Origin of the sequence: Mesorhizobium sp. M0910, assembly GCF_040319465.1 — a bacterium.
Taxonomy (GTDB): Bacteria; Pseudomonadota; Alphaproteobacteria; order Rhizobiales; family Rhizobiaceae; genus Mesorhizobium.
The window spans coordinates 324,705-344,347 of the sequence record NZ_JAMYNZ010000002.1; the positions used below are offsets into that span (position 1 = coordinate 324,705).

18 protein-coding genes are annotated in these 19,643 nt (G+C 61.2%); 8 read left to right on the forward strand and 10 right to left on the reverse strand.

Annotation, left to right across the window (positions count from 1 at the left end):
* Window position 1: 1 nt before the first annotated feature.
* On the reverse strand, window positions 2–340 hold the full coding sequence (locus NKH78_RS05455) for a hypothetical protein (RefSeq protein ID WP_352737835.1): 339 nt from the start codon (window positions 338–340) through the stop codon (window positions 2–4).
* A 202-nt stretch (window positions 341–542) separates the two neighbouring features.
* On the opposite strand from NKH78_RS05455, the gene NKH78_RS05460 reads away from it, so the two are divergent.
* On the forward strand, window positions 543–2,549 hold the full coding sequence (locus NKH78_RS05460; protein ID WP_352737834.1) for a PhoX family protein: 2,007 nt from the start codon (window positions 543–545) through the stop codon (window positions 2,547–2,549).
* Between the two features lie 103 nt (window positions 2,550–2,652).
* Here NKH78_RS05460 and NKH78_RS05465 read toward each other — a convergent pair whose 3' ends face one another.
* The 4 genes from NKH78_RS05465 to NKH78_RS05480 all read right to left on the reverse strand — a co-directional run bounded on the left by NKH78_RS05465 (window position 2,653) and on the right by NKH78_RS05480 (window position 5,658).
* Entirely contained in the window at window positions 2,653–3,333 is a 681-nt protein-coding gene (locus NKH78_RS05465) for a GNAT family N-acetyltransferase (protein ID WP_352476871.1), read from the reverse strand.
* Window positions 3,333–3,821, reverse strand: coding sequence for a MarR family winged helix-turn-helix transcriptional regulator (locus tag NKH78_RS05470; RefSeq protein WP_352737833.1), 489 nt, complete (start codon window positions 3,819–3,821; stop codon window positions 3,333–3,335). Before NKH78_RS05470 ends, NKH78_RS05465 begins: the two co-directional genes overlap by 1 nt.
* Before the next feature lie 134 nt (window positions 3,822–3,955).
* Window positions 3,956–4,717, reverse strand: a complete 762-nt coding sequence (locus tag NKH78_RS05475; RefSeq protein ID WP_352509411.1) for an ABC transporter permease — start codon at window positions 4,715–4,717, stop codon at window positions 3,956–3,958.
* A 14-nt stretch (window positions 4,718–4,731) separates the two neighbouring features.
* Entirely contained in the window at window positions 4,732–5,658 is a 927-nt protein-coding gene (locus tag NKH78_RS05480) for an ABC transporter ATP-binding protein (protein ID WP_352509392.1), read from the reverse strand.
* Between the two features lie 262 nt (window positions 5,659–5,920).
* On the opposite strand from NKH78_RS05480, the gene NKH78_RS05485 reads away from it, so the two are divergent.
* The 3 genes from NKH78_RS05485 to NKH78_RS05495 all read left to right on the forward strand — a co-directional run bounded on the left by NKH78_RS05485 (window position 5,921) and on the right by NKH78_RS05495 (window position 10,947).
* Window positions 5,921–7,294, forward strand: a complete 1,374-nt coding sequence (locus tag NKH78_RS05485; RefSeq protein ID WP_254818041.1) for a cytochrome ubiquinol oxidase subunit I — start codon at window positions 5,921–5,923, stop codon at window positions 7,292–7,294.
* A complete protein-coding gene (locus NKH78_RS05490; protein ID WP_352509391.1) occupies window positions 7,291–8,295 on the forward strand; it encodes a cytochrome d ubiquinol oxidase subunit II in 1,005 nt (334 codons plus the stop codon). The genes NKH78_RS05485 and NKH78_RS05490 overlap by 4 nt, the downstream gene beginning before the upstream one ends.
* Before the next feature lie 102 nt (window positions 8,296–8,397).
* Complete coding sequence (locus tag NKH78_RS05495; protein WP_352882221.1) at window positions 8,398–10,947, forward strand: mechanosensitive ion channel family protein; 2,550 nt, start codon at window positions 8,398–8,400, stop codon at window positions 10,945–10,947.
* A gap of 227 nt (window positions 10,948–11,174) precedes the next feature.
* On the opposite strand, the gene msrA is transcribed toward NKH78_RS05495, so the two are convergent.
* The 4 genes from msrA to NKH78_RS05515 all read right to left on the reverse strand — a co-directional run bounded on the left by msrA (window position 11,175) and on the right by NKH78_RS05515 (window position 14,511).
* Window positions 11,175–11,903 carry a peptide-methionine (S)-S-oxide reductase MsrA gene (gene msrA, locus NKH78_RS05500; RefSeq protein ID WP_352476876.1) on the reverse strand — a complete coding sequence of 243 codons (729 nt, stop codon included), beginning with the start codon at window positions 11,901–11,903 and terminating at the stop codon, window positions 11,175–11,177.
* 76 nt (window positions 11,904–11,979) lie between these two features.
* Window positions 11,980–12,315: a hypothetical protein gene (locus NKH78_RS05505; RefSeq protein ID WP_352691881.1), complete on the reverse strand. Its 336-nt coding sequence runs from the start codon at window positions 12,313–12,315 to the stop codon at window positions 11,980–11,982.
* 78 nt (window positions 12,316–12,393) lie between these two features.
* Window positions 12,394–13,104 (reverse strand): DUF1223 domain-containing protein, encoded by a 711-nt coding sequence (locus NKH78_RS05510; protein WP_352691879.1) that lies wholly within the window; start codon window positions 13,102–13,104, stop codon window positions 12,394–12,396.
* Window positions 13,105–13,446: 342 nt separating this feature from the next.
* Window positions 13,447–14,511 (reverse strand): TadE/TadG family type IV pilus assembly protein, encoded by a 1,065-nt coding sequence (locus tag NKH78_RS05515; protein ID WP_352691878.1) that lies wholly within the window; start codon window positions 14,509–14,511, stop codon window positions 13,447–13,449.
* Window positions 14,512–14,670: 159 nt separating this feature from the next.
* On the opposite strand from NKH78_RS05515, the gene lepA reads away from it, so the two are divergent.
* The 4 genes from lepA to NKH78_RS05535 all read left to right on the forward strand — a co-directional run bounded on the left by lepA (window position 14,671) and on the right by NKH78_RS05535 (window position 18,551).
* Window positions 14,671–16,476, forward strand: a complete 1,806-nt coding sequence (gene lepA / locus NKH78_RS05520; RefSeq protein ID WP_352691876.1) for a translation elongation factor 4 — start codon at window positions 14,671–14,673, stop codon at window positions 16,474–16,476.
* A 155-nt stretch (window positions 16,477–16,631) separates the two neighbouring features.
* Window positions 16,632–17,159, forward strand: a complete 528-nt coding sequence (locus tag NKH78_RS05525; protein WP_352882224.1) for a DUF1643 domain-containing protein — start codon at window positions 16,632–16,634, stop codon at window positions 17,157–17,159.
* Window positions 17,160–17,263: 104 nt separating this feature from the next.
* The gene (locus tag NKH78_RS05530) at window positions 17,264–17,761 is read left to right on the forward strand and encodes a hypothetical protein (protein WP_352691872.1); all 498 of its coding nucleotides are present in this window, start codon (window positions 17,264–17,266) and stop codon (window positions 17,759–17,761) included.
* Window positions 17,733–18,551, forward strand: coding sequence for a dCTP deaminase domain-containing protein (locus tag NKH78_RS05535; RefSeq protein WP_352691870.1), 819 nt, complete (start codon window positions 17,733–17,735; stop codon window positions 18,549–18,551). The genes NKH78_RS05530 and NKH78_RS05535 overlap by 29 nt, the downstream gene beginning before the upstream one ends.
* A 114-nt stretch (window positions 18,552–18,665) precedes the next feature.
* Here the strand turns inward: NKH78_RS05535 and NKH78_RS05540 are convergent, their stop codons facing one another.
* Window positions 18,666–19,580, reverse strand: coding sequence for a hypothetical protein (locus NKH78_RS05540; RefSeq protein WP_352737832.1), 915 nt, complete (start codon window positions 19,578–19,580; stop codon window positions 18,666–18,668).
* Window positions 19,581–19,643 lie beyond the last annotated feature (63 nt).

A 19,643-nucleotide genomic window follows, 5' to 3' on the forward strand; every position in this document is an offset into this window, starting at 1 on the left:
GCTACAGCCTTTGCAGATAGGGCCCGAGCGTGATCAGCGCCACAGCTGCGACGGCAAGCACAATGCCGGTTGCCTGTAAGGCATTGACGCGCTCGCCGAAGAAGACCAGCGCCACCACATTCACCGACACCAGCTGGATCACCGCCGACAGGCTGAACGACACCGACATGCCGAATTCACGGATCAGCCTCAGCATGATCAGATTGCCCAGCGAATAGAGCGCCAACGTCAGCACGATCTTGCCGAGGCTCGGCGCCAGCCCCCACTGTTTTGCGGCCATCGCCGCCAGCAGGAAGATCACGGTCGAAACGCAGAGCTGCCCAAGTCCCCAGAAACTCACTTTTGTTCCTCCCGATGCGGTCCCTACGCGCCTGCCGCAGCTCTTGTTTCCGAAGCGCCGGTCGCGGTCAAGCGGGACTGATGTTGGATACGAAATCGCAGGTGGCAATTAGCCGGCATGTCATCAAACTGTGACCTGCCGGTAATACCGGATTGGCCAGACAACACGCTCCAGCAATCCATCCAGCCAGAGGCAGGCCCCCATGACTGAACAGCGCTCGACCGAACATCGCACCCCTGACGCCCATTTCCGCACCAGTCTGCTCGAGGAAAACGATGGGCCAGGAGCCAATCCCACCGACAACCGCACCATGGGTGAGATCATCGCCGCGCGGTTCTCGCGCCGCGGCTTCCTCAAGGGCTCGCTTGCCGTCTCGGCCATAGCCGCTACCGTCAGCCCGCTGGCGCTGATCGCCGCCGACAACGCCCGCGCCGCCGAAGGCTCCGCCTTCGCTTTCGACGAGCTCGAGGCCGGCATCGACGACAAGCATCACGTCGCACCTGGCTATGACGCCGACGTGCTGCTGCGCTGGGGCGATCCGCTGTTCGCCGATTCGCCGGAATTCGATCCGACAAAACAGTCGGCGGAAGCCCAGGCCAGACAATTCGGCTACAACAACGACTATGTCGGTTATATCCCGATCGGCGGCTCAGCCGAGCATGGCCTGCTGGTCGTCAACCACGAATACACCAATCCGCATCTGATGTTCCCGGGCCTCGTCACCATCGTCGATGGCAAAGCCAAGCAGGCGCCCCTCAGCAAGGAGCAAGTCGATGTCGAGATGGCCGCGCATGGCGGCACCATTGTCGAGATCCGCAAAGAAGCCGGCAAATGGCAGGTCGTGCGCGACGGCAAGCTCAACCGCCGCATCACTTCCAATACCGAGATGGCACTGTCTGGCCCCGTCGCCGGCCACGACCGCGTCAAGACCAGCGCCGACCCGAGCGGTACGAAGGTCATCGGCACCCTCAACAACTGCGCCGGCGGCGTCACGCCGTGGGGCACCTATGTCATGGCCGAGGAGAACATCCACGGCTATTTCTCGGGCGAGCTGCCGCAGGGCCATAACGAGGCGGCCAACTACAAGCGCCTCGGCATTCCCGAAGGCGCCTATGAATGGGCGGCGCATCACGACCGTTTCGATATCGGCAAGGAGCCGAACGAGCCGAACCGCTTCGGCTGGATCGTCGAGGTCGACGTCCAGGATCCGACGTCGGTGCCGAGGAAGCGCACCGCCATGGGCCGCTTCAAGCATGAGGGCGCAGAATCGATCGTCGCCAAGGATGGCCGTGTCGTCTTCTACCTCGGCGACGACGAGCGCTTCGACTATGTCTATAAGTTCGTCACCACAGGCAAGTTCAATCCGGACGATCGCGCCGCCAACATGAATTTGCTCGACGACGGCACCTTGCATGTCGCCAAGTTCGCCGAGGACGGTTCAATCGAATGGCTGCCGATCGTCTTCGGCCAAGGGCCGCTGACGGCGGAGAACGGCTTTGCCAGCCAGGCCGACGTGCTGATCGAGACGCGCCGCGCCGCCGACCTGCTCGGCGCCACCAAGATGGACCGTCCGGAAGACATCCAGCCCAATGCCGCCAATGGCAAAGTCTATGTCATGCTGACCAACAATTCGAAGCGCAAGGCCGATCAGGTCGACCCCGCCAACCCGCGCGCCGAAAATGCCTTTGGCCACATCATCGAGATCGTCGAGGACGGCGGTGATTTTGCCGCCACCAAGGGCAAGTGGGAAATCCTGCTGAAATGCGGCGATCCCGCCGTGGCCGAAATCGGCGCCACCTTCTCCACCGCAACCACTGCCAATGGCTGGTTCGGCATGCCGGACAATTGCGCGGTCGATTCGGCCGGCCGCCTCTGGGTTGCTACCGACGGCCAGGGCCCGAAGGCCACAGGCCGCACCGACGGCCTGTGGGCGGTCGACACGGAAGGCCCGGCGCGGGCGACCTCAAAGCTGTTCTTCCGTGTGCCGATCGGCGCCGAAATGTGTGGTCCCCTGTTTGCGCCGGACGACCAGACTGCTTTCGTTGCCGTCCAGCATCCAGGCGACGGTGGCGAGGATTGGGAGGCTTTTGGGCGTCCGTCCTATTATGAGGATTTGTCGACCCGCTGGCCTGACTTCAAGCCGGACATGCCGGTGCGCCCGGCGGTCGTTGCCATCACCAGGCAAGGCGGCGGCAAGATCGCGGTCTGAGACGCAGGAAGGCCTTGCAGTCTCGAGGAAGGATTTCGACCATACGAAATCCTTCCTTTCCTGATATGAGATGCATCCATGCTGCGCATCATGCGCCGACCAATCATTCGGTGCGCTGAACCACGGCCACATTCATTGTGCTTCGCAACCTGAAGCCAATGGACTCGTATAGTCTGATGGCCGTGGCGTTGCTGGCATAGGCGTGGAGATAGGGAACTTCGCCGCGCGCCATTATCCGGTTTGCCACGAACAGGGACAGCAGCTTGCCTAGGCCACCGCCGCGAAATTCCGGATGTGAGCACACCCCGCTGAGTTCGGTATAGCCAGGTTGCTTCATGCGCTCGCCGGCCATTGCCACAAGTCTGCCCTCGATTTTCACGCCCCAAAAATCGCCCAGGCTCAGGGCTTCGAGCGTGAATGGGCCAGGCTTGGTGAGCAATGCCAGGGCGAGCATCTCAGCCGCATCGTCTCGGGTCAGACGTTGCACACGTTGGTCAGACACGGTTTGCAACGGCCGCTCGGCAATCATTTGAACCCCGGCTGCGGTGGAAGTCGCAAAAAGCCCCGCGGGCAGAGCAATGGCGTCCGACTGAAGCAGGATGACACTCTCGCCCGCGGAGACAAGCTGTTCGAGCGCCCGCAGGCTTTCGGCGTCGTCGGCGCCAGTGGCGGCGAACGGAACGATCGACGGCCGATACCGCCTGGCGAGGTCATTACCTTGTGCGAACGCCCGATGTCGCGTCTGAAGCGCGCTCCAGATAGGGCGGTCGAGCAGGTGTCTCATTACGCCGCGGCCTCCGGATTTTTCACTCGACGGTCGAGAGGAGCCGCGGCTAGACCGTCCTCGATGGCGGTCAGCTGCTCAAGAAGCGGCCCCGAAAGATCCGCGCACAAATCCGCAACGGCGTTTTCGATGCGCGGCCAGACCTCGCGCTTTGCGACATCGACCAGCCGCCGGCCGTCCCGAGTGAGAGAGACAATCCTGCGCCGCTGGTCATCGGTCGACGGACTAACCTCGAGCAATCCCAATCCGGCCAGAAGCGAGACGCTTCGCGTTACACCCGGCTGCGCGATGCCAAGCGATTGCGCCAGTTCCCCGACAGGCAGCGGGCCCAGCCTGTCGAGCGCGGCCAGCAGTGGGTACTGGCTCGCCTGAACCGGAACATCCAGCCGGTCGAGCAGGCGCTGCGCCTCCGCTTGCAGTTGCTCGCCTATACGCTTCATCCTGCTGCCCAGGCACAAGAAGCCAAGCGATCGTATGATGTCTTCCATAAACCAATCCGTCTCGCGAAAAACAATAACATGATATATAACAAAACATGAAGATCAAGGGCATCGTCGCAAGGGCTGCACTCAGCGCTGTTTCCGTTGACTGATAAGGCTGCTTTGCCTGGCAGGCCAGTCGCTCAGTTGCGCAGCCGGTAGCCGGTCCTGAAGATCCAGGCGACGATTGCTATGCAGACGAGCAGGAAAACAACCGTCATGCCGAGGCTGACGCCGACCGAAACGTCGGACTTGCCGTAAAAACTCCAGCGGAAGCCACTGACCAGGTAGACGACCGGGTTGAACAGCGTCACCGTGCGCCAGATGCCCGGCAGCATGTTGATCGAATAGAAGCTGCCGCCGAGGAAGGTCAGCGGCGTGATGATCAGCAGCGGCACCAGCTGCAGCTGCTCGAAGCTCTTCGCCCAGATGCCGATGATGAAGCCGAACAGGCTGAAGGTCACCGCCGTCAGCACCAGGAAGGCGAGCATCCAGAACGGATGCTCGATGTGAAGCGGCACGAACAGCGAGGCCGTCGCCAGGATGATCAGGCCAAGCACGATCGACTTTGTCGCCGCACCCCCGACATAGGCGATGACGATCTCCAGATAGGACACAGGCGCCGACAGCAATTCGTAGATCGAGCCGACGAATTTCGGAAAATAGATGGCGAAAGAAGCGTTGGAGATCGACTGCGTCAGCAGCGACAGCATGATCAGCCCCGGCACGATGAAGGCGCCGTAGCTGATGCCGTCGATCTCGGTGATGCGCGAGCCGATGGCCGAGCCGAAAACGACGAAATAGAGCGACGTGGAAATGACCGGCGAAACAATGCTCTGCAGCACCGTGCGAAGGGCGCGCGCCATCTCCACCCGATAGATCGCCCATACCGCATGAAGATTCATGACCGCGCGCGGGTTCATGCCGGTTTCCTCACCAGATTGACGAAGATCTCCTCAAGCGAGCTGTTTTCCGTATCGATGTCGCGGAACTGGATGCCGGCCGCCTCGAGCTCGCGGATCAACGAGGCGACGCCCGGCCGTTCGCTCTGGTTGTCATAAGTATAGGTCAGCTGCCCGCCATCCGGCGAAAGCTCCAGCGCGTAGCGCGAAAAGGCGTCGGGAACGGTGGCCAGGGGACTGCGCAGTTCCAGCACAAGCCGCTTGCGGCCGAGCTTGCGCATCAGCTCGGCCTTGTCCTCGACCAGCACGATCTCGCCGCGGTTGATGACGCCGACGCGGTCGGCCATCGCCTCCGCTTCTTCGATGTAGTGCGTGGTCAGGATGATGGTGACGCCGTCTTCGCGCAGCCGGCGCACCATCGCCCACATGTCCTGGCGCAGCTCGACATCGACGCCTGCCGTCGGTTCGTCGAGGAACAGGATGCGCGGCTCGTGCGACAACGCCTTGGCAATCATCAGCCGGCGCTTCATGCCGCCGGACAGCGTGATCGCCTTGGCGTCCTTCTTGTCCCAGAGCGACAGGTCGCGCAGCACTTTTTCGACGAACGCCTTGTCCGCCGGCTTGCCGAACAGGCCGCGGCTATAATTAACCGTCGCCCACACGCTCTCGAAGGCGTCGATGGTCAGTTCCTGCGGCACCAGCCCGATCAGGCTGCGCGCCGCGCGGTAGTCGCGGTTGATGTCATGGCCGTCGACGGTGACGGAACCCGAGGAGCGGTTGACGATGCCGCAGACGATCGAGATCAGCGTCGTCTTGCCGGCGCCGTTCGGACCGAGCAGCGCAAAGATCTCGCCGCGCACTATATCGAGATTGATCTCCTTCAGCGCCTTGAAGCCGGTGGCGTAGGTCTTGGTGACCCCGGAAATCGAGATGATCGGCTGCATGGCTGAAAACGGCTGCTTGAAACAGAGTTGTTGATTTAATCCGCTGAATGTCGGTTCGCAAACCCGGATGTCAATGCCGCTCCTGACAGTTCTGGACATCGAGGTTCGCCGGAATAGGCGACACCTGGCCGATCGTCCAGCCAAATCCAGGCAAAAACAGATTCACCGACACTGCGGCGTTCCGCCTCGCGGCGGGACGCCGCTTTGACCGTCCCGCGCATGAAGCCTATCCTTGTACAAACAAGCAGCAGCCGGAGCCGCCATGGACCCGCTCATTCTGTCGCGCATTCAGTTCGGCGCGAACATCTCGTTCCACATCCTGTTCCCGGCGATCACCATCGCGCTCGGCTGGGTGCTGCTGTTCTTCAAGCTCCGCTACAACGCGACAGGCGATTCGGCCTGGATGCGCGCTTATTTCACCTGGGTTAAGGTATTCGCGCTGTCCTTCGCCATGGGCGTGGTTTCCGGCGTCACCATGAGTTTTCAGTTCGGCACCAACTGGCCGGGCTATATGGAGACGGTCGGCAACATTGCCGGCCCGCTGCTGGCCTACGAGATCCTGACCGCCTTTTTCCTCGAGGCGGCGTTCCTCGGCATCATGCTGTTCGGCTTCCGCCGCGTCTCGAACCGCGTCCATACGCTGGCGACGGTGCTGGTGGCCGGCGGCACCACCTTGTCCGCCTTCTGGATCATAGCACTCAATTCGTGGATGCAGACGCCGGCCGGCTTCGAGATGCGCGATGGTGTAGCGCACGCCACCGACTGGTGGGCCGTTGTCTTCAATCCGTCCATGCCCTACCGGCTCGTCCATATGCTGCTTGCTTCGGGGCTGACCGTCTCGTTCCTGATCGCCGGCCTGTCGGCGCTGCGCTATCTCTACGGCGATCGTTCGGAATCGATGTGGAAGGCGCTGCGCACCGGCGTCTTCACCGCCGCGATCCTGATCCCGATCCAGATCTTCGCCGGCGACCAGCACGGCCTCAACACGCTCGAACACCAGCCGCAGAAGATCGCCGCCATGGAGGCCAACTGGAACACCGGTCCCAACGTGCCGCTGGTGCTGTTTGCGCTTCCCGATGAAGCGGCGAGCGAGAACAGGTTCGAGCTCACCATTCCCGACGGCGCCAGCCTCATCCTCAGGCACAGCGCCGGCGGCGTCGTGCCGGGGCTGAACGATTATGCCGGCAACCATCCGCCGGTATTTCCGGTGTTCTGGGGCTTTCGCATCATGGTCGGCACCGGCCTCCTTATGCTCGCCGTCTCCTGGTCGGCGGCCTTCTTCCTCAAGCGCCGCCACAGCCTGCCCAAGCCGCTGGCGCTCGTCATGGTGCCTATGGCGCTGTCCGGCTGGCTGGCGACGCTGGCCGGCTGGTACACCACTGAGATCGGCCGCCAGCCCTGGCTGGTCACCGGCGTGCTGCGTACCGCCGATGCTGTCGGGCCGGTCGCCGGCAGCCATGTCGCGCTGTCGCTCGCGGTCTACCTCATCCTCTACGTGCTGCTCTTGGTCGCCTATCTCAGCGTGTTGGTGCATCTGGCATTGAAGGCGGCGAAGGATGGAGACACCTCGCCGCTGCCGGGCGTCATGAACAGGCCGCTGTCGCAGCCGGTTGCGCAACCAGGAGAAACATCATGAGCTTCGACTGGCCGACCCTGCTGCCTCTGATCTTCGCCGGGCTGATGGGCCTCGCCATCCTGATCTACGTCATCCTCGACGGCTTCGATCTCGGCATCGGCATCCTGTTCGCCGCAGCCGAAGGCACCGAACAGGATACGATGATCGCCGCCATCGGCCCGTTCTGGGACGCCAACGAGACCTGGCTGGTGCTGGCGGTCGGCCTGCTGCTGGTCGCCTTCCCGCTGGCGCACGGCACCATCCTGACCGCGCTCTACATTCCGGTTTTCGTACTGCTGGTCGGCTTGATCCTGCGCGGCGTCGCCTTCGATTTCCGCGCCAAGGTGCCGGCCGGCAGGAAGCACCGCTGGAACCGCATCTTCTTCCTCGGCTCGGTCATCGCGTCGCTGGCGCAGGGCTATATGCTCGGCGTCTATGTGCTCGGCCTCGACGTCGGCCCTGGCGGCATGGCGTTCGGCGCGCTGGTGGCGCTCTGCCTTGCCGCGGCCTACGCGGCGATGGGCGCGGCCTGGGTCATCTACAAGACGGAAGGCGATCTGCAGAAGAAGGCGGTGCTGTGGCTGCGCACGGCGCTGGTGCTGACCGCGCTCGGCATGGTCGCGGTATCGCTGGCCACGCCCTTTGCCAGCGCGCGCATCTTCGACAAATGGTTCGTCTGGCCGGCCATGCTCTATTTGTCGCCGCTGCCGATCCTGTCGGCAGTGCTGTTCCTGTGGCTGTGGCGCCAGACCTTCCATATGCCGAAACCCGGCGACCGCCACGCGCTGCTCCCGTTCCTGACATTGGCCGCGATCTTCACGCTCGGCTTTGCCGGCCTCGCCTGGTCTTTCTACCCCTTCGTGGTGCCCGACCGGCTGACCATCTGGCAGGCTGCTTCGGCACCCGAAAGCCTGGCCGTCATCCTGGTCGGCACGGCCGTCGTGCTGCCGATCATCATCTTCTATTCGTTCTTTGCCTACCGCGTGTTCGGTGGCAAGGCGACGGATCTGACCTATGACTGACCGGCATCGCCGTCGCCGCCTGAAACAGAATATTCATCTTCAAGCGGAATAACCTTCTCTGGCCGGCCCAGCAGAATCGCCGGCAAGAAGAAGGGCAACAGAATGAACCCCTTTTCTGCGGCAGGACAGGATCGGCTGTTGCTTTTGCTGATCCGGACAGTCGCGCTGATCGGCGCACTCGCGCTTGCCGGCCTGCTGCCGGCCATGCCGCAGGCGCATGCCCAGGACGCGGCCAACTGGACGGGCGTGTGGGACACGAAATGGCGCGGCGGCGGCGCCCAGATCAAGTTCGAGCAGACCGGCGCCGACGTAAAGGGCGTGTACCCGCTTTATAACGGCCGTATCGAGGCAAAGGCCGAAGGCGACAAGCTTGTCGGCCACTGGTTCGAAGGCGACCGCCAGGGCGCCTTCACCTTCGTCCAATCGCCTGACGGCGGCAGCTTCATGGGCCGCTTCGATGCCGCCACCGCCGAATGGTGGACAGGTGTGCGCGTCAGCGCCGTCGAGGACGTGCGTGTCGACCAGTCGAGCCCGATGAGCACCATGCGCTCGTTCCTGCAGACGATGAACGAGAGCGGCGCCGACAACGTGCCGCGCGCCACCGGCGGCGGCATGGGTCTTGCCGGTCTGGCGGCGGGTCTCGTCGACGTCACCGAGGCCGACCGCGGCGGCCTCAACATGCCCGATTACACCAAGCTGCTGTTCACCGTCATCGACAACGCGACGTTCCGTCTGTGGAGCCTGCCGCATGACATTATTTCCAGCGACGAGGTGACGGCGACGCTGCCGCAATACGGCACCAGGGTCTCCTTCGCCGTCACTTTTCGCCGCAAGAATGGCGACTGGTTCATCGTCGGGCCGCCACTTGGCCAGCTTCAGGCCAAGCTCGCCGAATTCCAGGAAGCGCGTGGCGAAGCCGTAGACATGGTCGACGATCCGAGCAGGCTCGCCTCGCCGCGCGATACGTTCAAGGTGCTGTTGAGCGGCCTCACCGAAGCCGGCGATCCGGCACAGGCGGCGCTCGACCTGCGCAACTACAGTCAGGCGGTGCGTGGCGACGAGGCGTTCCTGCTCGAGCGCTATCTCAAAAAGGTCATCGACCGCATCGGCTACGTCTATTGGCAGGAGATCCCCGACGATCCGAAGAGCAACACCCCCTTCGTCTATTTCGAGCATCCCGCCGGCAACATCGTCATCGGCCCGGTCGAGACTGACCCCGACGGCACCGGCAAGCGCAAGATCTGGCAGTTCACGCCCGAGACGCTCGCCCACATCCGCGCGCTCTACGCCGACGTCGAAGACGTGCCGGTGGCGCCGGAATTCGCCGCCTTCGCCAGCACCGACCCGTTCTTTATCGCCCGTGGCCTCGCCCGCGAGATCAGCCCCGGCCTGCTCACCCGCGCCGGCCCGATGGAGCACTGGCAATGGTGGATGCTCGGCCTTGCCGCACTGGCCGGCATCGTCTTCGGCTTCATCGCCAATGCGCTGATTTCCTTGTTTGTGCGAAGGACGGACAGCCCGGCCTTCTTCCGCATCGTCGAATGGGCGGTGCGCTCGATCGTGCTTGGCTTCTTCCTGCTGTTGACGCTGCGCCCGCTCGGTCTGCCGCAAGTGGTCGCCGCCCCGGTCAAGGCAATCGCCTGGAGCCTGATCGTGATCGGCGCCGTGCCGGTGGTCTGGCATCTGATCGGCAAGGTCGCCGAACACTATCGCGGACTGTGGCAAGTGCCCGGCTATCACGACACGCTGATTTCGCTGTCCACCGGCGTCGCACGCGTCGCCGTGCTGGTCGTCGCCTTCCTGCTGTTGGCCGAAGTGCTCGCCATCCCCTACGAAGGCGTCATCGCCGGTCTCGGCATCGGCGGTCTGGCGGTGGCGCTGGCCGCGCAGCCGACGCTGCAGAACTTCCTCTCCGGCCTGACGCTCTATGCCGACCGGCCGGTAAGCGTCGGCGACTTCTGCAAGTTCGGCGACCAGTCCGGCACGATCGAGCATATCGGCATGCGCTCGACGCGCATCAGGTCGCTCGACCGCACCATCATCTCGGTGCCGAACTCGGATTTCGCCGGCATGCAGATCGAGAACTACGCCCATCGCGACCGCACCCGGTTCGCGACGACGCTGCAGCTGCGCTACGAGACGACGCCCGATCAGCTGCGTTACGTCCTGGCCGAGCTGCGCAAGCTGCTGATTGCCCATCCGCGCGTTGTCGATGAGCCGTGCCGCGTGCGCTTTGCCGGCTTCGGCGCCTATTCGCTCGATATCGACGTGTTCACTTATATCAAAACCGCCGACGTGGCCGATTTTCAAGCCATCCGCGAGGACATCCTGTTGTCCATGATCAACGTCATGGATGATGCCGGCGCGCAGTTCGCCTTCCCTTCGTCACTGGAATACAGAGCCACCGACCTTCCGGTCGACGACGAAAAACGCATCGCCGCGGAGAAAAGGGTCGGCGATTGGCGCGAGGCGCAAAATCTGCCTTTCCCCGACTTCAGCCAGATCGACAAATTCGCCCTCAACAACACGCTTGCCTACCCGCCTGAGGGCTCGGCGCATTATCGCGAGACAGAGCCCGACCCGGACTCGGCCGAGGCAAAGGCGACGCTGGAGAAAGTGCGCTGGAGCCTGCCCTGGAAAAAGGGGAGGTAGTTTCGAGACGTTGGCGGGACAGCACCCCCCTCTGGCCTGCCGGCCATCTCCCCCGCAAGGGGGGAGATTAGCAGTTTCAGCGCTCCGCTCGTCCTGAACGTTGGAGATTTGGCGAAGGTCGAGGTGATAGCCGATCTCCCCCCTTGCGGGGGAGATGTCCGGCAGGACAGAGGGGGTGCGAAGGATCGCCGACGCTTATTCTCCGTCGCGCCCGCCGGCGCAAAAGCTCAGCTCTTGTTAGCGGCCAGCACCAGCACCGGCTTTTCGCTGTAGAGGTTGGGGAACAGCCGCTTCAGGTTCTCGACCTTGGGCAAATCATTGTAGACGATATAGGGATAAGTCGGGTTGAGGGTCAGAAAGTCCTGGTGGTAGTCCTCGGCCGGATAGAAGCTCTTGCCGGTCTCCAGCGTCGTCACGATCGGCTTAGGAAACACCTTGGCCTTGTCGAGCTGGGCGATATAGCTTTCGGCGATCTTTTTCTGCGTGTCGTTTTCCGCAAAGATCGTCGAACGGTACTGTGTGCCGCTGTCCGGCCCCTGGTAGTTCAGTTGCGTCGGATTGTGCGCCACCGAGAAATACACCTGCAGCAGCTGGCCGTAAGTAACCTTGGACGGCTCGTAGGTGATCTCGACGGATTCGGCATGGCCCGTCCGGCTGGTGCCGACCATTTCATAGACGGCCGTGTCCTTGTCGCCGCCGGCATAGCCGGAGACGGCGCTGGTGACGCCCTTGACGTGCTGGAACACGCCTTGCACACCCCAGAAGCAGCCGCCGGCGAAGACCGCCTTTTCGGTGCCGGCGGTGGCCTTCTCGTCCATTGCCGGCGGCGGGATCACCACCGCGTCTTCGGCCGAGACTGCCGGGGTCTGCCAGAATACGGCGGCGGCGGCCGTGAGGATGAGCGCGGCAGCTGCTGCTTTTGCGAAAATCGACGATCGTTTCACGGCTGCGGTCATGTCTGATCTCCCATGATGTGGCGTGGATTATACGACGGATAGGTCCGCCGGGCTCTCACATTGCTGTGCGCATCGCCTATTTGGCCGGAGCCATGGCATCGCAGGCCTTGGTCGCCTCTGCCTTCTTCATGGCGTCCGTCTCGGCGTCGGCCTTGTTCATGCAGTCGGCCTTCATCGGATCGGTCGCCTTCATCGCGGTCGTGGCCATCGCGTCAGCCGCCATGGCGCCGGCCGGCTTCATTGCGTCCGTTGCCGGCTTCATGGCGCCCGTTGCCGGCTTCATGGCGTTTGTCGCCATCGCCGGCTTCATCGCATCTTCGGCTCGCGCCGCGCCTCCTGCGAACAGCGCCGCCGAGCAAAGTGCGAAGGCGAGTACCGCCAGGGTCGGGCGATTGGTCAAACGATTGGTCATGATGATCTCCTAGGGTTTGGCAGGGGTTGACGGCATGCGGCGGCGCCGCTGCGCGTTGGGGGAATTTCGCGCGGGTTTCTAATTCGTAGCGGCAGCAAGGATCGGCCCGCCGCCCGGCACCTGTACCAGCACCGCCGTGCTAAGGCCGCCCGTCGTCGCCGGCAGCGGCAGCGCGGTGGCGTCGCCGGTCCAACTGCCCAGCCTGGTCAGCGAATGCACGACATTGGCGTGCGGCAGCGTGCGGCCGGTGTTTTCTCCGCGCGCCACCGGCACCTCGACGACGCCCTTGCCGTAACGCACCAGCCAGACGTCGGCCTTGCCTCCGGGCACCGGACCGGCGCCGATGCTGACCATCCCGCCGGCGAGCGACAGCGAAGGTCCGTCGGCGCGGCCGCCGCTCGAAATCAGCTGCTCGATCTCGCCGGGCCTGGCGCCGACCGCATCGGCCTTGCCGTTGACCACCACTTGTGGCGTGAACGGGCCGGAACGGCCGAGCGACGGTTCATAGCGGACCTGGCGCTGCGTGAATTCTTCTTTGCCGAATGTGTCCTTCCAGCCGAGATAGTCCCAGTAGGTGACGTTGAAGGACAGCGCCAGCACGCCGGGCCGGTCCTTGACCTTGATCAGATTGGCGTTGGCCGGCGGGCAGGACGAGCAGCCCTGGCTGGTGAACAGCTCGACGACGGTCTGCGTCTGGCCGGCGGCCGCGCCGGTTGCCGACAGCACAGTTGCCGAAAACAGTACCGCGGCGAGCCCCATCAGGGCTGTGCTGCGTTTCGATCCGGTCATCGCTGTTCTCCTGTGCGGTTCCATGTCCACACTTCGCCGCCGAAACACGGTTCGTTACAGCATCACCGCTTCGTGATCGTTCGCAGCTCTCTCTTCCTCTTGTGGGAGAAGGTGAATCGGCGCGAAGCGCCGAGACGGTTGAGGGGTGCTGGAAGCAATGAGGCGTCGGCGTTCCCTGGAACACCCCTCATCCGACCGAGCTTCGCTCGGCCGCCTTCTCCCACAGGGGGCAAAGGGAAGACGGTCGCTCGCAACCAACACGCCACCCGGTGTGACGGGCGGCGGTGTGATGGACGGGCAGCCTAAGCGGGCCGATATGCCCTCGCACTCAGCTGCGGCGTCCTATTGTGTCAACAGCGTTTCCGATGCCCGCTGATTGAAGGCGCACTTGCCGGTTACTGTGTAGAAAAAGTCCGCGTTGGAATCGGTGATGGTCGGAGATGTCGGCACCGGCGATCCCCCGTCTTCCCACGCTTGTGTGCTGGTCTGGCCGCACGGCACCAGCGTAAAGATATCGACCGTTTGGCCACTGGCGATCTCGACGCCGTCCGCGTAGAGGCGGTTCGATGTCGCCGGATCGTTCGATTTGAGCACCGTTGGATTGCCTGACGGCACATCCATCTGCAGGTAGAGCTGGTCCATCTGGCTGACGTCGATCACCGCGCCGGCACCGGTCGCCGGGTACATGGTGTTGACGCAGGTGGTCGCATATTTCTTGCCGTTGGAAGCGGTCTGGGTGATCGTGGTGCTGGGCAGCCCATAAAAGCTGAGCACCGTGGTGGTCGTACACACCTGCTGCTGGACCGTAGTGATCGTCGCTCCGTTGATGGTGGAGACGGTCGCCGTGCCATAGCCTTTCGGATCGCCATAACCGTTGTATGTGTAGGTGATCTTCATCAGCTTGTTGGCCACCGTGTCCCCGAATTTGGTGCCGTAGAGCGTCATTGTCTTGCCCCACCAGCCCGAGACCTTGGTCACCTTGAACGTGGCTTGCACCAATGCCGGCCGCTTTGTCACTGCCGACGCAACGCCGACCTGCACCGTGTTGATCCTGGCGATCTGCATGAAATTCGTCGGCATGGCAAAGCCGGCCGAAGCCTTGATGCTGGCGGCGCCGTCGGTGGCGACGACGAAGCTGTCGAGCTTGGCCGTGCCTTGCCCGCCATTGGCCAGGTATACCTCCTGCAGTTTTACCTGACGGTCCGCCAATGAGGTGTCCGTCGCAAGCGTCGTGATCGACAGCGACGCTGCATCGAGGGCGTTCTGCATCGATGCCCTGGTTGAAACCGCCGAGGTATAGTCGATGGAAAAGCCCAATGCGGCAACCATCGGGATAAGCAGGATGGCGAGCATCGGCGCGAACGAGCCGCTCACCGATCTGAGAAATTTGCGTGCTGACAGCGGCATTCCGATCCCCCCGAAACGGCGATAGACCGGTGGGCTACCACGCCGGGCGCAAACTATGCTCTAATCTCATGGATCAAAGTTTAACGACTTTGCCGCCTTGCCGCCGCACCCGCGCCCCGCCGCTTGCCGATATACCGTGCCCCTGCTAAAGCGCGCCGCATGACCACGCCGATCAAGAACATCCGCAACTTCTCCATCGTTGCCCATATCGACCATGGCAAATCCACGCTTGCCGACCGGCTGATCCAGTCGACCGGCGGGCTGGAGCTGCGCGACATGAAGGAGCAGGTGCTGGACTCGATGGACATCGAGCGCGAGCGCGGCATCACCATCAAGGCGCAGACGGTACGGTTGAAATACCGCGCCAACAATGGCGAGGATTATATCCTCAACCTGATCGACACGCCCGGCCATGTCGACTTCGCTTATGAAGTGTCGCGCTCGCTTGCCGCCTGCGAGGGCTCGCTGCTGGTCGTCGACGCCTCGCAAGGGGTCGAGGCGCAGACGCTGGCCAATGTCTACCAGGCGATCGACAACAACCATGAGATCGTCGTGGTGCTGAACAAGGTCGACCTGCCCGCTGCCGAGCCCGAGCGCATCCGCGAGCAGGTCGAGGAGGTGATCGGCATCGACGCCTCCAACGCCGTGCTGATCTCGGCCAAGACCGGGCTGGGCATCCCCGACGTGCTGGAAGCGATCGTCAACGATCTGCCACCGCCGCGCGAGGGCGACATCGCGGCCCCCTTGAAGGCGATGCTGGTCGACAGCTGGTACGACGCCTATCTCGGCGTCATCGTGCTGGTGCGCATCATCGACGGCGTGCTGAAGAAGGGCCAGACCATCCGCATGATGGGCACCGGCGCCAGATACCTGGTCGAGCGCACCGGCGTCTTCACGCCCGCCCGCATCAATGTCGACGAGCTCGGCCCCGGCGAGTTCGGCTTCTTCACCGGCTCGATCAAGGAGGTTGCCGACACCCGCGTCGGCGACACCATCACCGAAGACAAGCGCCCGACGGCACAAGCCCTGCCCGGCTTCAAGCCGGCGCAGCCGGTGGTGTTCTGCGGCCTGTTCCCGGTCGACGCCGCCGATTTCGAAGACCTGCGCGCCGCGGTCGGCAAACTGCGCCTCAATGACGCGTCCTTCTCCTTTGAAATGGAAACCAGCGCCGCGCTCGGCTTCGGCTATCGCTGCGGCTTCCTCGGCCTTTTGCATCTTGAAATCATCCAGGAGCGGCTGGAGCGCGAGTTCAACCTCGACCTCATCGCCACCGCACCCTCGGTCGTCTACCGCCTGCTGTTGAACGACGGCACGGTCAAGGAACTGCACAATCCGGCCGACATGCCCGAGGTGGTCAAGATATCGGCCATCGAGGAGCCGTGGATCCGCGCCACCATCCTCACCCCCGACGACTATCTCGGCGGCATCCTGAAACTCTGCCAGGACCGGCGTGGCATCCAGGCCGACCTGTCCTATGTCGGCAAGCGCGCCATGCTGATCTACGATTTGCCGCTCAACGAGGTGGTCTTCGACTTCTACGACCGTCTGAAGTCGATCTCCAAGGGCTATGCCTCCTTCGACTATCACCTGACCGACTATCGCGAGGGCGACCTGGTGAAAATGTCGATCCTGGTCAACGAGGAGCCGGTCGACGCGCTGTCGATGCTGGTCCACCGCACGGCGGCGGAAAAGCGCGGCCGCCAGATGTGCGAGAAGCTGAAGGAGCTGATCCCGCACCATCTGTTCAAGATCCCGATCCAGGCGGCGATCGGCGGCAAGGTCATCGCCCGCGAAACCATCTCGGCGCTGCGCAAGGACGTCACCGCCAAATGCTACGGCGGCGACGTCTCGCGTAAACGCAAGCTGCTCGACAAGCAGAAAGAGGGCAAGAAGCGGATGCGCCAGTTTGGCAAGGTGGATATTCCCCAGGAGGCGTTTATCCAGGCGCTGAAGATGGGGGATTGAGGGGGCTGTGCCTGTGGCCGGACGCAGTGGAATTTCAGACCAGCGTTGCACGGCGAAAATAGTTACTCGCCATTGCGGGTTCCCGGCCTTGCACTTCAGAGTCGCCCCGCAGCGGCCATTTGCGCCCCAACAGACACATTGCTGAGCGCGCACCATTGACAGCCATCTTCTCGGAATGTCGACAGTACCGTTATCGCCTCGACCGTCCCATCGGTGGACGGCGGCCGCCGGTGGCGTTTTTGCTTCACAATCCAAGTATCGCCGATGAAGAGGCCGATGACGCCACTCTGCGGCGGGGAATTGGGTATGCCAAACTATGGGGTTGCGAACGACTTACGTTCATAAACCCGTGGGCGCGCATTGCAACATTGTCTAGAGAGTTATGGGCAAGCGGTGACCCTGTCGGGCCGCTGAACGATGGTCACATTCTTCGGGCAGCGACTGAGGTGAAAGAGGCTGGCGGCTTCATCGTTTTGGGCTGGGGTGTCATTCGCCCGCCACGGCAATATCTACCGGCAGCTACCTCGAGATTGCGTGACGTTGAGCAACTCGTTCGGGAAACTGGGTGCGAAATTCGTGCACTCGGCTCGAATAAGGATGGATCGCCAAAACATCCTCTCTATATATCACGTGAGTCGAAACCGTTTCTGTGGCCCCCTTCTTCGGTTTCACGCTTACTTTAATAACTTGTGGGAAACTCCGATTTGCCGCAAAAGTCGTGGTATGCGGCTTGATTCGGCTTCAGAATCAGGATGGCAACGCGAACCTGGGGGAAGGGAGCGCGATTATGTTTTCAGATGGCGACATGCTGCAACTGCAACAGGAGCAGTATCATCATGATCGGAGGAACCACTCCGATATCCTGTGCTTGCATAAAAACGACAGGCTAAAACATTACGGACTCCACTACTGCAAATACGTGGGACGGCTGGCGCGCGGCTTGACTGAGCCAAAGGCTTATGACCGGACGTTGACTGACACTGCACTTGTCTGTCTTAGCGCAGCAAATACACTCCATCAGCATCTGCCCGCACCAAATGTTGCCGTCAAACCTGCCACCCAAATCGACCCGCTTCGCACTTTTGCTGATGCAGCTGGTCGGTTTGCGGACGCATGCGAGAAGATTGATCACGCCGAAGACTGCCTTCCTATTATGCGTAGCGCCAACATCGACATCATGACATGGGTTGCACAGATATCTGAAGAGCGAGGCCTCAACCTCCACGAAGCTGTAATACAGCGCAGGAGCGAATTGCGTGAGCGCCAGTTCTACATCACGGAATAATCTTGGCGGCGGTGGATTCTGGAGCGGCGAAAAGCTTCTAGCTAACCAATCCGTTGTAATGGATTTTGACCCATTGCACATAGATGCGAATGCGTACAACTTACGCATGGGTAATGTCCTTTTTAAGACGGCGGAACTATCTGGAGAACATCAAGGAAAAACTGTTTTAGCGGAGAAGCAATGCTTTTTGATTCCTCCCGGGCAGTTCGCATTTCTCCTTACAAAAGAGGAGGTGTCGATACCTTCAGATGCTATGGCGTTCATATCTATGCGGACGCGCATTAAGTACCAAGGGCTTATTAACGTTTCGGGATTTCACGTTGATCCAGGGTACAAAGGAAAGCTGATATACGCGGTTTACAACGCCAGCCCATCGCCCGTTCAGATATGTGAAGGAGATCCCGCCTTTAAGATCTGGTTTTGTAGCTTGGATAGAACATCAAGCCCACCGTACCTTTATGACGGAAAAGCTATAAACGATATTGATAACGAACTTGTTCGGGGCATGAGCAAAGAGATATTGTCACTTCAAGGGCTTTCTGAGAAAATTAGACAGATTGAGAGCGACGTTGACAAAAGAATTTCCACTCAACAACCTGTAATAGACAGCTTAAGTAATCTCTGGAATAACATCTCTCTAGGTGTTATCTTGGCTTTGGTAGGCATTGTATTAACCATTGTTGCTCCAACAACGTTGGGTGTTGGATTGAATCTTCTTAAGAAGATTGAGACTAAGTGGCCAGTACTTGGTGCCCCTGAGCTTAGTCCTCCCGCTCAAACAAGTCCTTAAACTGCGGCTAAAAAAGTTCTACTGAAACAGGAGATCCACGAATCAGCCCTAGCGGATTTACCGCTGCGTTCCTCTGCAATGTTCGAAGATGATAAAGTGGACTCTTGAGCTTGGTTAGTCCGAATTGCGTACGGCGGTCAGATGGATTTCCGCCGGTGTATAGCCGTCGCTTGTGAGCTTAGAAACAATGGTGATATCCCCCCGAACGGTATCTTTGGTCCAGATATCATGAGCCGTCACCGGGTCGACCAGCTTCATTCTGAGGCGCGATTCTGTGACGCCTTTCGGGACAGCCGCCCAGCCGGTATTGATCTTGTCCTTGTCCTGAGCGTGTATTTCAAGCGTGACGTCGTCGTAACTGTCGTACCGTTCAAAATCCTCTTTGGCGCTGAACTCTTCGGCATATGGGATTTGCTTGACGACTTCTGACTCGACACGTTCTCTATCAAATAGGATTGGCACACCGCCTTCACGCTGGCTTGGAATGAAGAAGCCCTGCACCGCCTTCGCCAAGCGCTTTACCGTGGCGGGTTTCCCATACTTCGCATCAAGAATCTTCTTTATGTCCTCTTTCGACTTACCGGTGTTTTTGGCTAGCTGATCGACAATGTTGTCTAGTTTCCGCCTGAGCGCGCCATCCTCCACCGCCTTTACCGCTGCATCCTTCAAAAACGACGCGCCGTAAAACAGGACTATCATCGTAACGACCGTGACCAACGAGTCGTACGAGTCCGGTATGTTGACCTTGAAAAGGTCCTCAAGCATTGGCGGAATCTCGGTTTTCAAATCGTCCTGAAAGGCAACGATCAGCGACACCACGAATAGCTCCCGAAGGGGGCTTTCTTGGGACAAAGAGCGAACATTTATCTGACTCCGCTCGATGTGAACACCATCGATTAGGCTGGGAAGTAAGGAAACGGCATCCTGGATTGCTATGTCTGCTGCTTGCAGCGCCGCTATTACGTCCACCAAAGGTGTTGAGCCTCTTGTGTCGTAAGTGATTTGTATTGGAAGGTTGATCGCCGCCATTGTTGAAGCAAAGCAGAATTGTGTTTGATTAGATAGCCATAGCCACAATTCTCACGATCTTAT

Bases quoted from the DNA above. Each gene is read 5' to 3' on its own strand.
- NKH78_RS05460 (WP_352737834.1), top strand. From the start codon at position 543: ATGACTGAACAGCGCTCGACCGAACATCGCACCCCTGACGCCCATTTC.
- NKH78_RS05465 (WP_352476871.1), bottom strand. From the start codon at position 3,333: ATGAGACACCTGCTCGACCGCCCTATCTGGAGCGCGCTTCAGACGCGA.
- NKH78_RS05470 (WP_352737833.1), bottom strand. From the start codon at position 3,821: ATGGAAGACATCATACGATCGCTTGGCTTCTTGTGCCTGGGCAGCAGG.
- NKH78_RS05475 (WP_352509411.1), bottom strand. From the start codon at position 4,717: ATGAATCTTCATGCGGTATGGGCGATCTATCGGGTGGAGATGGCGCGC.
- NKH78_RS05480 (WP_352509392.1), bottom strand. From the start codon at position 5,658: ATGCAGCCGATCATCTCGATTTCCGGGGTCACCAAGACCTACGCCACC.
- NKH78_RS05485 (WP_254818041.1), top strand. From the start codon at position 5,921: ATGGACCCGCTCATTCTGTCGCGCATTCAGTTCGGCGCGAACATCTCG.
- NKH78_RS05490 (WP_352509391.1), top strand. From the start codon at position 7,291: ATGAGCTTCGACTGGCCGACCCTGCTGCCTCTGATCTTCGCCGGGCTG.
- NKH78_RS05495 (WP_352882221.1), top strand. From the start codon at position 8,398: ATGAACCCCTTTTCTGCGGCAGGACAGGATCGGCTGTTGCTTTTGCTG.
- msrA (WP_352476876.1), bottom strand. From the start codon at position 11,903: ATGACCGCAGCCGTGAAACGATCGTCGATTTTCGCAAAAGCAGCAGCT.
- NKH78_RS05505 (WP_352691881.1), bottom strand. From the start codon at position 12,315: ATGACCAATCGTTTGACCAATCGCCCGACCCTGGCGGTACTCGCCTTC.
- NKH78_RS05510 (WP_352691879.1), bottom strand. From the start codon at position 13,104: ATGACCGGATCGAAACGCAGCACAGCCCTGATGGGGCTCGCCGCGGTA.
- NKH78_RS05515 (WP_352691878.1), bottom strand. From the start codon at position 14,511: ATGCCGCTGTCAGCACGCAAATTTCTCAGATCGGTGAGCGGCTCGTTC.
- lepA (WP_352691876.1), top strand. From the start codon at position 14,671: ATGACCACGCCGATCAAGAACATCCGCAACTTCTCCATCGTTGCCCAT.
- NKH78_RS05530 (WP_352691872.1), top strand. From the start codon at position 17,264: ATGTTTTCAGATGGCGACATGCTGCAACTGCAACAGGAGCAGTATCAT.
- NKH78_RS05540 (WP_352737832.1), bottom strand. From the start codon at position 19,580: ATGGCGGCGATCAACCTTCCAATACAAATCACTTACGACACAAGAGGC.